The organism is Desulfobacter postgatei 2ac9 (assembly GCF_000233695.2).
In the GTDB taxonomy this organism is placed as follows: Bacteria; Desulfobacterota; Desulfobacteria; order Desulfobacterales; family Desulfobacteraceae; genus Desulfobacter; species Desulfobacter postgatei.
Genome location: NZ_CM001488.1, coordinates 535,574 through 548,552 on the forward strand (window position 1 = coordinate 535,574; position 12,979 = coordinate 548,552).

At 45.8% G+C, this 12,979-nt stretch carries 13 protein-coding genes; 10 read left to right on the top strand and 3 right to left on the bottom strand.

Annotated features, from left to right (window positions below):
• Nucleotides 1-132: 132 nt before the first annotated feature.
• The 3 genes from DESPODRAFT_RS02500 to DESPODRAFT_RS02510 form a co-directional block, all read right to left on the bottom strand.
• A complete protein-coding gene (locus DESPODRAFT_RS02500; protein ID WP_245531997.1) occupies nt 133-585 on the bottom strand; it encodes a hypothetical protein in 453 nt (150 codons plus the stop codon).
• Nucleotides 586-994: 409 nt separating this feature from the next.
• Nucleotides 995-2,344: a sigma-54-dependent transcriptional regulator gene (locus DESPODRAFT_RS02505; protein WP_004071112.1), complete on the bottom strand. Its 1,350-nt coding sequence runs from the start codon at nt 2,342-2,344 to the stop codon at nt 995-997.
• 6 nt (nt 2,345-2,350) lie between these two features.
• Complete coding sequence (locus DESPODRAFT_RS02510; protein ID WP_245531998.1) at nt 2,351-3,904, bottom strand: sensor histidine kinase; 1,554 nt, start codon at nt 3,902-3,904, stop codon at nt 2,351-2,353.
• 282 nt (nt 3,905-4,186) lie between these two features.
• Between DESPODRAFT_RS02510 and DESPODRAFT_RS02515 the strand changes: the two genes are divergently transcribed.
• The 10 genes from DESPODRAFT_RS02515 to DESPODRAFT_RS02565 all read left to right on the top strand — a co-directional run bounded on the left by DESPODRAFT_RS02515 (nt 4,187) and on the right by DESPODRAFT_RS02565 (nt 12,979).
• Entirely contained in the window at nt 4,187-4,558 is a 372-nt protein-coding gene (locus DESPODRAFT_RS02515; protein ID WP_280985106.1) for a helix-turn-helix domain-containing protein, read from the top strand.
• A 190-nt stretch (nt 4,559-4,748) separates the two neighbouring features.
• Nucleotides 4,749-5,444: an ABC transporter ATP-binding protein gene (locus tag DESPODRAFT_RS02520; protein WP_004071114.1), complete on the top strand. Its 696-nt coding sequence runs from the start codon at nt 4,749-4,751 to the stop codon at nt 5,442-5,444.
• Nucleotides 5,437-6,681, top strand: a complete 1,245-nt coding sequence (locus DESPODRAFT_RS02525; RefSeq protein ID WP_004071115.1) for an ABC transporter permease — start codon at nt 5,437-5,439, stop codon at nt 6,679-6,681. The genes DESPODRAFT_RS02520 and DESPODRAFT_RS02525 overlap by 8 nt, the downstream gene beginning before the upstream one ends.
• Nucleotides 6,682-6,700: 19 nt before the next feature.
• Entirely contained in the window at nt 6,701-7,102 is a 402-nt protein-coding gene (locus DESPODRAFT_RS02530) for a NifB/NifX family molybdenum-iron cluster-binding protein (RefSeq protein ID WP_004071116.1), read from the top strand.
• Nucleotides 7,071-7,835, top strand: a complete 765-nt coding sequence (locus tag DESPODRAFT_RS02535) for an outer membrane lipoprotein-sorting protein (protein WP_004071117.1) — start codon at nt 7,071-7,073, stop codon at nt 7,833-7,835. Before DESPODRAFT_RS02530 ends, DESPODRAFT_RS02535 begins: the two co-directional genes overlap by 32 nt.
• A 4-nt stretch (nt 7,836-7,839) precedes the next feature.
• The gene (locus DESPODRAFT_RS02540; RefSeq protein WP_040015806.1) at nt 7,840-9,144 is read left to right on the top strand and encodes a hypothetical protein; all 1,305 of its coding nucleotides are present in this window, start codon (nt 7,840-7,842) and stop codon (nt 9,142-9,144) included.
• Between the two features lie 377 nt (nt 9,145-9,521).
• On the top strand, nt 9,522-9,788 hold the full coding sequence (locus tag DESPODRAFT_RS21570; protein ID WP_040016144.1) for a TIGR04076 family protein: 267 nt from the start codon (nt 9,522-9,524) through the stop codon (nt 9,786-9,788).
• Between the two features lie 232 nt (nt 9,789-10,020).
• On the top strand, nt 10,021-10,629 hold the full coding sequence (locus DESPODRAFT_RS02555) for a TetR/AcrR family transcriptional regulator (protein WP_004071120.1): 609 nt from the start codon (nt 10,021-10,023) through the stop codon (nt 10,627-10,629).
• Nucleotides 10,626-11,777 carry an efflux RND transporter periplasmic adaptor subunit gene (locus DESPODRAFT_RS02560; protein WP_004071121.1) on the top strand — a complete coding sequence of 384 codons (1,152 nt, stop codon included), beginning with the start codon at nt 10,626-10,628 and terminating at the stop codon, nt 11,775-11,777. Before DESPODRAFT_RS02555 ends, DESPODRAFT_RS02560 begins: the two co-directional genes overlap by 4 nt.
• The gene (locus DESPODRAFT_RS02565; RefSeq protein WP_004071122.1) at nt 11,774-12,979 is read left to right on the top strand and encodes an ABC transporter permease; all 1,206 of its coding nucleotides are present in this window, start codon (nt 11,774-11,776) and stop codon (nt 12,977-12,979) included. Before DESPODRAFT_RS02560 ends, DESPODRAFT_RS02565 begins: the two co-directional genes overlap by 4 nt.

Consider the following 12,979-nt stretch of genomic DNA (forward strand, 5'->3'; position numbering starts at 1 on the left):
CTTGTAATTTTAATTGTTTATAAAATTGGGTTCAGCCCCAGCTGAATGGGACGCTGTTGATTTAAATGCTTCATTAATTATCATTATTCGTCTGGCACCTTCCTTTGCCCTAAAACGCTAAGTGCGTGCCAATCAAACCGTTGCAGCAAACTTTTGAATCTGTTCATATGTAATGTCCAACACATCATGGAAAATCGGCGGTACCGGCGAAGACAATAATGCCGATACTTCGTGGTTCGCCTCATTGATGAACACGCGGACAAGGTTCTTGTTGAGCTCTTTGTTCTCCATTATCACCGGAAGCAGCGTTGATAAAACCTCGGTGGCCATAATGCGGATGTTATAGTAAAGATCATCCCGTTTAATCAGTTGAACGATCTGATTTACCATCTCAATGGAAGGTTTTCTTAATGTCACGGCAGCTTCAACAGCAGCTTCACGCAGCCGCCAATTTTTGTCATAGCGAAGCAGCCGGATCAGTTCCTCCTGATGATCGTCCAGGGTTGCCGAATCTCTCAGAAGGTGCAGCGTATCCAGCGTACTACCCCAGTCGATTAGATTTCCAAAAATGTGATCTTTCATCATCCCTCCAGTTAAAAAACAGACTGACTATCAGCCTCCCGGATTTTTTTGTATTAACGGCCATAGGCCGACCTGGTCTATCAGCACCAAGATTCAACTCACAACGAAGCATCAAAGTAATTCAATTAATTATTTTAGCTTTCATATAAAAACGCTGCTTACTGTTCTGATTATGGTAAGAGCAAAGAGTGTACCAAAATTTGGATTCTATGTAACATTTTGAAATAAAAAGATTTTTTTATTGATATGAATATTGAAAACTGTTGCATGGGTGTCGCAGAATGCAACACCGATGCATATTGCACCCAAAGGTGTGTAGTTGACTTTAGATGAGTGGGCTTTCTTTCATTAGCGGGGATTGACCTGATAATTTTATTAATTTCCAACGGGGATCGAACCAACGTTGGGATAATCATTGAATTTTGAATCGTTTCATAATCCGATAAAGTGTAGAACGATTGATACCCAGAATTTTTGAGGCCTCGGTTTTATTACCTCCGGTCGATTCCAGCACTTCCTCAATGTGCGTTCTGTTCATCTGATCCAATGAATTGATATTCCTGCGAGGGGTTCTTGAAACAGCGTGTCTGAAAATGCTGGGCAGGCTTGCTACTGTTAACTCAGGGCTTTCTTCGAATAAAGTGGCTCTTTCTATAATATTTTCTAACTCTCTCACATTTCCGGGCCAATTGTATTTTTCCATTAATTTTAAGGCATCGTAGGATATTTCCTCAATCTGTTTATTGTTCTGGGCAGCATAACGTCTCAAAAAATAAAAGCCCAGCAGCGCAATGTCATCAATGCGTTCACGCAATGGCGGTAAACTGATGGTGACAACATTAAGTCTATAGTACAAATCTTCTCTGAAGCGCCCTTTTTCAACCATATCCTCAAGATTTCTATTCGTGGCAGCGATAATTCGAACCTGAACGATCTTCCGTTTAAATGATCCTACCGGTCGGATTTCTCCACTCTCAATGGCTCTTAGAAGGGTTTGTTGAAGCCCTTTGCCAATATCCCCGATTTCATCAAGGAACAAGGTGCCTCCGTCGGCAGCTTCAAAAAAGCCCTGCTTATCCGATATCGCTCCGGTATATGCACCTTTAACGTGTCCGAATAATTCACTGTTCATCAAATTTTCATTGATTGCGGCACAATTAACCGGGACATAGGGTTTTGCCGCCCTGTCTCCATTATAATGTATGGCTTTTGCCACCAGTTCTTTTCCGGTACCGGTTTCGCCACGAATCAGTACCGTGCTTCTGGAATCTTTTACATGGTGGATAGTTTTAAAAACCTCCATCATTGAGGGGCTGTTCCCTATGATATTATCAAAGGTATACTTTTGTTTTAACTGACGTTTTAAATGGATATTATCAATGAGCAGGGATTTCTTCTCCAACGTCTTTTTGACTACAACTTTAAATTCTTCCATATCAAAGGGTTTCAAAATATAATCTTCAGCGCCTTGTTTCATGGCAGAAACTGCTGTATCTACTGTGCCATATGCCGTGATCATGATAAACATGATACCGGCATCGTATTGTTTTGCTGCTTTTAAAACCTGCTTACCGTCAATGCCGGGCAATTTTAAATCTGAAATCACCAAATCAAATGAATGTTGCTTGATCTGTTTCAGGGCTTGTTCTCCCGACGTTGTGGAATATACCTCGTACCCCATTTTTTTAATGACATGCATTAAGCCTTTGTTTAAATTCACATCATCTTCTACGATTAATATTTTAAACGGAATTACACTCATATCTTCCTAATCCCCAGTTGGAAGTTCAAGGGTAAAATTTGTCCCGGGTTTGCTCGCATCGTCCCGGGTTGAACTGACCACCTTTAAATCACCGCCCAGTTTCCTTGCCATTTCATAACTGATAAAAAGTCCCAAACCCGTTCCCTCCCCCGGTTTTTTGGTTGAATAAAACGGATTAAATATATTTGACATATCTTCCCGGCAGATGCCTATACCGGAATCTGTCACCTCAATTTTTACCAGTTTCAAGACTGGAATATAGCGGGTACTCAATGTAAGAATGCCGCCATCAGGCATGGACTCAATGGCGTTTGCCACAAGATTCGTAACGATCGACTGCAGGGTGCTGGGATCTGCCAGAACATCGGGTATATCAGGCATTAAAGTCATTTCAACATGAATATTTTTTGCGTCACAGTGAGGAATAGTGATTTCCATCAATTTTGTCAGAAGATTATTGCAATTGACTGTTTGCAGGTCACTTTGTGTGTGTCTTGAGAAATACAAAAGATTTTTTATGACACTGCTGCCATGCTTAATTTCATCAATTACAGTTAACAAATGCTGAGATATGCTCTCCTTGTCAAAAGGTTGCTCTTCCATCTCTTCAAGGGCAATTTGCGTATAAAGCAACGCATTTGCCAAAGGCGTGTTCAATTCATGGGCAAGGCCGGAGGTTAGAAGACCCATAGCTGCTAATTTTTCTTTCTGAATCGCCTGAAATTCCATTTGCTTTTCACGCTGATATTTTTCCTTGACCATATTTGCAATGGACGTTGATATAAAAAAAGCCAAAACTAAAACAAGCCCACCGGTTATGAGGGCATAAAAAAATGCTTTTTTTTCCAGCGTCTTGATACTATCCAGTATCTCTACCATGTCCTGATCTGCCATTACGATCCAGCCAAACGGATCGACATGCTGTCTGGCCTGCAGAACAGATTTACCCCGATAGTCAATGGCCTGATATGCAGCCAAATTACCTTCGGGCAATTGTTTTTTCAATGAAATCTTGGTTTCAAGGGTTTTGGCGCCAAATCGGGATGCGGATAAAAACAATCCTTCGTTGTTAACCAAATAGACTTCACCGGTAGCCTCCATATTATTGTCTCTGAGCAATACACTTATCGCTGTGAAATCGACCAGGCAATATAAAAAATACCTATCTTTTGTGGCTCTACCCGATGACAGGGGTTTGGACAGCATTAATACAGGGATATAATTATCATTTTTAGTAATATTGAATAGTTTTGACATGTTTATTCCCTGCCAGGATAGTGTCTCGCATGCCGACATCTCTAAAATTTTTGAATCAATCTTTCCTTCTCCTGTACTCAAGACGAGTTGCCCGGATTGAGTCATGATGAAAAAGTCTACATAGGGTCTATGCTGATCATTGGCTATTTGACCAATATGATCGTTGAAATTTATTTTTGAAATATTCCAAATACTACTGATCAGACGAATATCATTCACCCGCCCTATCATGAACAGTTTAATGGCTTCAGCGTTTCTTTTCGCCTGATTGGCTAAATAGGACGCCGCTTTCTCTTCAATCATCTGCTTGCCTTTGGAAAACCCATTAAACCCAAAAAATACCAGCGGTACCAATCCAATTAACATAAAGACAGAAATCAGAAGCAAACGAAATTTCTGAAAATACGACTCTGTAAATTTTGTATCGATAGCGTTACCACCATTGCTTTGCAGTATTAAATTTATATCACTAAAAGTACTTTTATCATGCAAAAGCGTAATACCCAAGATAAGGATGACATGAAACAACCTGGTATTTTCGATAAGAAAGAGTCAGCATGATAATTTAAAGCAAAGGCAATAAATGTGAAAGAAAAAAACATGAAAGTCTTGAAACACACAGAGACGAACGAGTTTAAACCTGGAGCTATGAAAAGATTTTTTTTAGTTCAAACGTCAGAATTTTTCAAAATGGCCGAATTTGAACGTGAGTTGATACGGGAACCTACCAACGCCGGCCTAGTTGCGGGTCGTGCACGAGGTCGCAAGGGAGGACGGAAATTTTCGATGAGCAGAGCTCAGGTTCGCTTGGCACAGGCTGCTATGAAAGAGCGAGATACAAGCGTGGCTGATCTATGCAATGAACTGGCCACCACACGCGCTACCCTATATCGGTATGTTGGGCCAAACGGTGAACTCCGGGAACATGGCCGTCAAGTTCTCGGCGTAAATCCTTAACTCGGTTTTTTTGTTCCATTACTGCCCAAACCCCTTTTTGTGTGATAAAAAGAAAGTGTCGCTTTAGTGTTATGGTGATTTTATGCACTCAGGAAAAAAACAACGCTCGAATACTCTTAGAAAAATTGATAGGCTACAATAGCGACCAAACAACAAACGGGACGGGCATTCAAAAATCAGGGGAAAAATTATGTCAATTGTTTCCGCCACGCAGCTTAAAAAAACCTACAGTACCGGTGATATTGCGGTCAAAGCCATCCAAGGAGTTGATTTTACCATTGAACCGGCCTCCTTTGTCTCTTTCATCGGCCCATCAGGCAGCGGTAAATCCACCCTGCTGAACATGATCGGCTGCCTTGATCCACCAACGAGCGGCAGCCTACAGGTTGCCGGCCAGGAGATCACCCACTTCACCCGCCATCAGGCGGCTACTTTCAGGGGCGAGCATATCGGTTTTGTCTTTCAGGACTTTAACTTGATCCCCGTACTTACTGTTTTTGAAAATATTGAATACCCCTTGCAGATGGTCCAAAATTGGCCGAGACAAAAGCGCCAGGAACGGGTCGAAGAGATGTTGAAAGCTGTGGGGATGGAGGACCAGGGCCATAAATTTCCCAGCCAGATCTCAGGAGGCCAGAAACAACGCGTGGCAGTGGCCCGGGCTCTGGTGACAAATGCCAAGCTGGTGTTGGCCGACGAGCCCACAGCCAATCTTGACAGCAAAACAGCAAACCGCATTATTGCCCTGATGAAAGAGATGCGTGACGAGTTCGGCACCACCTTTATCTTTTCCACCCACGACCCGAAAGTTGTGGGAAACGCAGAAACTATTTTCACCATAGAAGACGGCAAACTGCTGCAAGACAGAGGAGGAAATAATGCTTAATATATTCAAACTTGCTATGCGCAATCTCCGACGTTACCAGCGGAGAACCTTGCTCACCTCTGTGCTGATCTCCCTGGGCGTGGTGGCGGTACTCCTCTTTATTTCCGTGTCCGGCTCGTTCAAAGCGTTGATGATAGGCCAGATCACAGACTCCATGCTGGGGCATCTGCAGGTCCACCAAAAGGGTTATCTCGCCTCAATCGACAGCCTGCCTTTAGACCGCAACCTGCAAGAAAAACAGATTGCCAAGGTTAAGGAAATTCTGGATCAAAATAGAGCAATTGAATCCTACTCCATGCGCATTAAACTTGGCGCCATGTTCAGTAATTTCACCGAAACCACCAACCTTCGCTTAAATGCCGTTAATCCTGAGCAGGAACTGCGAACCGTTCCCATGCTCACCGAGCGTATCATCAAGGGCAAAAAGGAAGGACTTCTTGCAAAAGGTGAAATCCTTGTACCGGAACTCATCGCCAAGGGTATGAATGTAAATATCGGCGACACCATTGTGCTGGTCGCAACCAACAAAGAAGGTTCGGTTAACGGTCAACCCTTTATTGTTCGCGGCGTGCTCGAAGGGATTTCAGGGCCGGGTGGTCGCGACGGCATCATCCACCTGCAAGACGCTAAAAGCCTGCTGCGAATTGAAGGCAATGAGATTAGCGAAATTGCCATCCGCCTGCAGGATATAAAATTCATGGACAGGATTTTTGCCGATCTGCAGGGGCAGTTGGGACCAATTAAAAACAAGATGGACAAACCTGTCTTTGAAGTGCATACCTGGCAGAAATTGTCACCGTTTTTTAATATCGCCCGGATGATCGACCTGATGACCCTATTTATCAAAACCATGCTGGTGGCAATCGTGCTGGTCAGTATTATGAATGTAATGATCATGGCAGTGTATGAACGAATCAATGAAATCGGCACCATTGCCGCCATCGGCACGGTTCCGAATAAAATCCTCTCTCTCTTTGTGATGGAGGGATTTCTGCTCGGCGTCTTCGGCACACTTATCGGCGTAATCATCAGCCTGGTATCCATTGCCACCATGAATGCGTCCCAGATCAGTTTTGATTTCGGTCGCCAGAAAGGCCTGCTGCTTTCGCCGACCATTGCCGCTGGTGACGTGATCACCGTGTGCGTCATTGTCGTTGCCATTGCCGTTCTTGCCAGCCTGCAACCTGCTTGGAAGGCTGCCAAGATGGACCCGATTACAGCTCTGAGGCATGTATAAACACTTTTTGGAGGAATGTATGAAAACGCAAAACACACGAAGCATCCTTGTCGGCTCCCTTTTGTTTTTGTTCTTTTTCCTTGCAACAGGAGTTTCCGCCCAAACAATGAAGATAGCAGTGCCCACTATGGGACTGGAGCAAGATTCCCTCATCAGCCCGGAAACAGGCAGGGCCCCATTCTTTCTCTTTTTTGATGAAAAAGGCCAACTTATTGAAGCCATTAAAAACCCTGCCAAAGACCAATACGGGGGAGCAAGCCGCACTGTGGTCGCTTTGCTGGTCGACAAAGGTGTAACCCTTATTATTGCAGATAATATCGGCGCTAAAATGGAACAGGCTTTAAATGCTCGTCATATTAAATATGTCAAAAGAACAGGAGTTATAAAAGATGCAGTCCAGACAATCATCCAAACACGTTAGCCTTATCATCTCACTGGTAATTATTTTCTTATGCTTTTGGGCAACGCCATCAGCCTTTGCTCTGGATGGCAATGAAATTTTGCGCCAGGTTGATGAAAACATGCAGCCGCAGTCCTATGAAATGTACCGCAAACTGATCAACATCGAGCCTGACGGCAAACAAAAAGAATTCGTGCTTTACACTGTAAAAAAAGGCCAGGAGAAAATGGTGGCACTTTTTCTCTCTCCGGCCAGTGAGAAGGGCCGGGCAACCCTGCGCCTGGGGGATAATATGTGGCTCTACATCCCCAATGTGGGCAAACCCCTGCGCATTACCAGTTTGCAGTCAGTGGTGGGTGGAATTTTTAACAACTCCGATATTCTCAGGTTAGACTACAACGTGGAATATAATGCGGATCAAATCACCGATCAGGGAGAATCCTACCTGCTATACCTCTCAGCTAAATCTCCGTCAGTGGCCTATGCCAGACTGAAAATGGAGGTGGACAAAAAAAACTTACTGCCCACCACCATTGAATGTTACGCTGTCAGCGGCATGCTGATTAAGACCTTGCACTACGACAAAATAAAAAATTTCGGCGATGGTCTTGTCAGACCGTCAACACTTGAAACCGACAGCCCACTCCACAATGGATATCGCTCGGTGATGCTCTTTGCCAAAGTTCATAAAAAAGAATTTGCCGACGAGGTATTCACCTTGAATTACATGTCCAAGGTCGATGAATTGCGCTAAGAAAATGCCTGAGAGACGCAAGTTTTCTTCAGCCCTGTCACTGCTCTTTCTGATGATTACTGCCCTTCCTCTTTTCGCTGAAGAGGAGTTTTCCTTTGAGCTTAACGAGTTTGAGAAAAAATCTCTCAAATGGGGAGGGTACACTGAGCTTGAGTGGGAACATATGGACATAGATCAGGGTTCTGCTTTTACCGTACTCAATCTGTCCAAGTCTTTGTCCACCCTGGACCGGTACACCGGCAGTCTGCAGATAGACGGCAGGTATGATAAGGCACTCAGCAGCTTCAACTGGCTGCTTAAAGCTGCAGCCCAGCAGGACAACATTGGCTGGGACGACATGACGGATGTCTATGAAGCCTATTTATCCGTTAAGCCCACACCTTCTTTCACCGGCAGTTTTGGTAAAAAATCATACAAATGGGGTAAAGGCTATGCGTGGAATCCCGTGGGGTTTATTAACCGCACCAAAGACCCAAACAATCCTGAGGAGTCCATGGAGGGCTACATTACCACTGAGGCGGACCTGATAAGAAGCTTTACGGGTTCATTGCAGATAGCTGCATTAACGACTGTGATGTTGCCGGTGTCGGAGGATGTTAATGATGATTTTGGGGAAACAAACAATATAAATATTGCAGCCAAGCTCTATCTTCTTTATTTGAATACTGACATTGATTTTATCCTCTATACGGGCAACAGCCGCTCAAGGCGATATGGGATTGATTTTTCCCGAAACCTGGCCACCAATTTTGAGATCCACGGAGAGGCCGCATATATGCCGAACCACAAAAAGATCACCCTGCAAGACGATTATTCCGTGCAGACCATTACCGAATCAGTATTTTCCTATCTTCTTGGCCTGCGTTATCTCTCAGAAAACGACATTACCAGCATTGTTGAATATTACCACAATGACGCCGGTTACACCGAAAAGGAGATGGACCGTTTTTTCCAACTTGTTGTTGATGGAGAAACTCAACACCACTGTGCAAACATTGATACTCTCCTTGAAAAAGCACGGGACATGAGCCTGAAAGGATATGGCAAACCCCAGCCGGGGCGCAACTATCTCTATGGCCGATTTACCCAGAAGGAGCCCTTTGACATTCTTTATTTCACCCCCGGTATCACAACCATTTTCAATCTTGACGATAGCAGTTATTCATTGAGTCCTGAAATGATATATACAGGGTTCACTAACTGGGAACTGCGTCTGCGTTTTACCTATCTTCAAGGATCTTCTTTTTCAGAGTATGGAGAGAAGCTGAGCAGTAATAAACTGGAACTGCGAGTGCGGTACTTTTTTTAATACCTGTCCTTCGCAATTATTAATATTTTGGGTATAATTGCACATTGGGACGAAATCTGTCATAGGGTTTGGCTTTCCTAATATTGGGTGTAATTACACGGTTCTGTTGCAAAGAATTCTGAATCCATGTTAAAAGCATTTCCTTTAAAAATGACCTTTGAGGATGAGCTAAAAGCTTTGGTCTATTTTCATCTTCAAGAGCATAAATCTGCACGTCATTTAGTCCAGGGTATGAAGGCAATTATATTTTTTATAATGAGTTATTTAACGGCCAAGGAAACTCTGAACCGATTGAGGACAATAATTTCAAAGAACCAATAAAATCACGTGATGCAAAAACCTAACCGGACATCACTGAGCGGAAAGATATGTTCTATATGAAGGATAAGATACTCATTAAAGTCATCGACAGGCTGGGAAAAAAAGGTTGCCACAGAGGACATAAATTAGGCGATTGTTTTGATTTTGACTCGGAAAGAGGAAATTTATGCCCTATGGCAATGCACTGCGCCTTCCCATATATTGACATTTTAAGATACGGCGGCAAACTACCGTTAAGCCGAGAGGGAGATATTCGTTTTTGCTGCTCTGATGCAGACACAGCTCTGGTTTTCAAGTTAGAGATTGTAAAACCGGGGAGGTAGGATTCAGACACCTACCTCGTATGCTGTATAGACTGGATTTTTCATTCGCCTTTTTTTAGGCCGGGTTGGAATCCTTATAATAACTTTTCGTACCATTGGACTTTAAAACCCGGGGGTACTGCAGAGGGGCTCTTTCTTGAGCATCAAGAGGTTTTCAAAAAAACTGGTTGACAAATTTTGTTTAAAGAATATAAAAGATAGTAATTAATTACTATCTTTTATAGGGGTTCAAATGCGCTCATCAAACAAACATCTTCCGGCTGAGAAACGACGGACGGTGACGATAGAGGCGGTGGTCGAGTTGGCTGGTGAACAGAACCCGAGCCAAATTACTACGGCTGGCATAGCCAAACGCATGGGATTGACTCAGGGTGCGCTTTTTCGTCATTTCCCAAACAAGGATGCCATATTACAGGCTGTTATGGAATGGGTGGCGGAACGGTTAATGTCCCTCATCGAAAAAGTAATAAACGCAGAACTATCTCCTCTTACCGCACTTGAAAGCATATTTATGGCGCATGTGGATTTTATCACAGAGTACCCCGGTATTCCCCGTATGTTATTTGGGGAATTGCAACGCTCTGAAGAAACCGCGCCCAAACGAATAACGCAAACGCTCATCCACCGATATGCTGAGCGCCTTAATCGTTTGTTTGAACAGGGAAAAATTTGCGGTGAGCTTGATGAAAATTTTGATAACCAGGCTGCGGCCACGCTCTTCATCGGCACCATTCAAGGCTTGGTCATGCAATCGTTGATAGCAGGAGATGTGAGCCATATGCGACGCAATGCCCCAAAAGTCTTTGCCATCTATCAAAGAGGCATCAGGAGTGCATCATGAAAAAATTGCCTTTCCAAAAACGTACATTGGCGCTGACAGTTGTACTTGTTCCTCTGCTTGCTCTTTTTGTCTATGTGACCTTGCGTTCCGGGCCGCTTGCTCCGGTATCCGTTGTATTGGCCACGATCGAGAATAAGAGCCTCTCACCGGCACTATTCGGGATTGGAACCATTGAGGCCCGTTACACCTACAAGATTGGTCCAACGGTTGCGGGGCGCGTCAAGCGCCTGAACGTACACGTAGGTGATCGTGTTAAGGCTGGCCAAGTGCTTGGTGAAATGGACCCGGTGGATCTTGATGAACATATCAGGGCTCAGGATGCCACGCTGAAACAAGCAGACGCTCAATTAAACCAAGCGCAGGTGGGTCGGGATTATGCGCAGACACAGGCTTTGCGTTACGAGCAGCTACTTCAGGCGCGGTCCACCAGTGAGGAAGTGGTAGCCACTAAGCAACACGACCTGTTGGTTGCAAAAGCAGGGCTGACTGCGGCACGGGAGGAGCTATCTCGTGTACGTGCACAACGAGAGGCGTTAGCGGCGCAGCGCAGTAATCTGTCTCTTATTGCCCCAGTTGACGGCCTGGTTGTTTCGCGTGATGCCGAACCTGGAACCACCGTGGTCGCAGGTCAGGCTGTCGTCGAACTGATTGATCCGAACACGCTCTGGGTCAATGTCCGCTTCGATCAAATTCGTGCGCAAGGTCTCGCCCCAAGCCTATCCGCCCAGATCGCATTACGTTCCCAGGCAGGGGAACAGAAGGCCGGACGTGTACTGAGGGTCGAACCCCTGGCAGACGCGGTAACGGAGGAAACCCTTGCCAAGGTTGTCTTCGATCAAATTCCTGATCCGCTGCCGCCTGTCGGCGAACTGGTCGAAGTCACGGTCACCTTGCCGACTCTTGGGGCAACGCCGATTGCCCCCAATGCCGCCATCCACCACATTGATGGCAAACTGGGCGTATGGCAGGTCACCAATGGCGCTCTTCATTTTACACCCGTTTCTCTGGGGATTGCAGACTTGGAGGGCCGTGTGCAAATAGGAGAAGGGCTCCAGATTGGCGACCAAGTAGTGGCCTACAGCGAAAACACCTTGAATGAGCATAGCCGGATTCACGTCGTTGACCATATTCCGGGGGTGACGCCATGATCAGTTTGGCAGGACGAGACATCATGCACTCATGGGGAAAGTTCGTCTTTACCGGTATGGGCCTTGGTTTGCTCATCGGCATCACACTGTCCATGGCAGGGATTTATCGTGGCATGGTGGACGATGCCAAAGTGTTGCTCGACAATAGCGGTGCTGATCTCTGGGTGGTTCAGAAGGACACACTTGGACCCTACGCCGAGTCATCAAGTCTATACGATGATCTCTGGCGGGGGATTCGAGGCATGGGGGGGGTGGAACAGGCGGCGAACATCACGTATCTCACCATGCAGGTGGGCAAACAAGAGGGTGATGTGCGTGCCATGGTTACCGGCATCACGCCCGGAGGGCCAGGAACACCCGGTTGGCCTCCCTATCTCGTCGCGGGTCGTCAGATGACTCGAAGCCATTACGAGGCCGTCGCCGACATCGCTTCCGGATTTAAACTTGGTGACCGTATCCAGATCCGCCGTAGCCAGTACACTGTAGTCGGGCTGACCAGGAGGATGGTCTCTTCCAATGGCGACCCGATGGTGTTCATTCCGCTTAAAGATGCTCAGGAAGCCCAGTTTCTCAAGGATAATGACGCCATTCGGGGGCAGCGTCGACGCACGGCCGAGAACCCGGCCTTCAACCGGCCAGAAGTGCCGGGTCTGTTTGATGCGGTTATTGCCTCGCAAACCACCAACCCTTACGTCAACGCTGTTTTAGTGCAGGTTGAAGCAGGCCATGACCCGGAAGAAGTAGCTGAGTCGATCCGTCGCTGGAAGCGCTTAACCGTCTACACCCGCATCCAGATGGAGGAGATTCTGGTTGGCAAGCTGATCGCTACCTCCGCCAGACAGATCTTCATGTTCCTGGTGATCCTTTCGATTGTCAGCTCCGCCATTGTCGCCTTCATCATCTACACCCTGACGCTCGGAAAAATTCGTGAAATTGCCGTCTTGAAACTGATTGGCACCAGGAATAGCACCATTGTCGGCTTGATCATGCAACAGTCCATCGCTCTGGGTTTGATCGGCTTTGTGGTGGGCAAGATCTCGGCAACTTTATTGATGGCGCCAATTTTTCCCAAATATGTCCTGCTGAAACCACTCGACTCCGTTATGGGTTTTATGGCTGTGGTCATGATCTGCGTACTATCGAGCATTATCGCCATTCGTGCCGCGCTCAGGGTCGACCCGGCCGAGGCCATAGGGGGCTGA

Coding starts and splice junctions, on each gene's coding strand:
- DESPODRAFT_RS02500 (WP_245531997.1), bottom strand. CDS start 585: ATGATGAAAGATCACATTTTTGGAAATCTAATCGACTGGGGTAGTACG.
- DESPODRAFT_RS02505 (WP_004071112.1), bottom strand. CDS start 2,344: ATGAGTGTAATTCCGTTTAAAATATTAATCGTAGAAGATGATGTGAAT.
- DESPODRAFT_RS02510 (WP_245531998.1), bottom strand. CDS start 3,904: ATGATTGAAGAGAAAGCGGCGTCCTATTTAGCCAATCAGGCGAAAAGA.
- DESPODRAFT_RS02520 (WP_004071114.1), top strand. CDS start 4,749: ATGTCAATTGTTTCCGCCACGCAGCTTAAAAAAACCTACAGTACCGGT.
- DESPODRAFT_RS02525 (WP_004071115.1), top strand. CDS start 5,437: ATGCTTAATATATTCAAACTTGCTATGCGCAATCTCCGACGTTACCAG.
- DESPODRAFT_RS02530 (WP_004071116.1), top strand. CDS start 6,701: ATGAAAACGCAAAACACACGAAGCATCCTTGTCGGCTCCCTTTTGTTT.
- DESPODRAFT_RS02535 (WP_004071117.1), top strand. CDS start 7,071: ATGCAGTCCAGACAATCATCCAAACACGTTAGCCTTATCATCTCACTG.
- DESPODRAFT_RS02540 (WP_040015806.1), top strand. CDS start 7,840: ATGCCTGAGAGACGCAAGTTTTCTTCAGCCCTGTCACTGCTCTTTCTG.
- DESPODRAFT_RS21570 (WP_040016144.1), top strand. CDS start 9,522: ATGAAGGATAAGATACTCATTAAAGTCATCGACAGGCTGGGAAAAAAA.
- DESPODRAFT_RS02555 (WP_004071120.1), top strand. CDS start 10,021: ATGCGCTCATCAAACAAACATCTTCCGGCTGAGAAACGACGGACGGTG.
- DESPODRAFT_RS02560 (WP_004071121.1), top strand. CDS start 10,626: ATGAAAAAATTGCCTTTCCAAAAACGTACATTGGCGCTGACAGTTGTA.
- DESPODRAFT_RS02565 (WP_004071122.1), top strand. CDS start 11,774: ATGATCAGTTTGGCAGGACGAGACATCATGCACTCATGGGGAAAGTTC.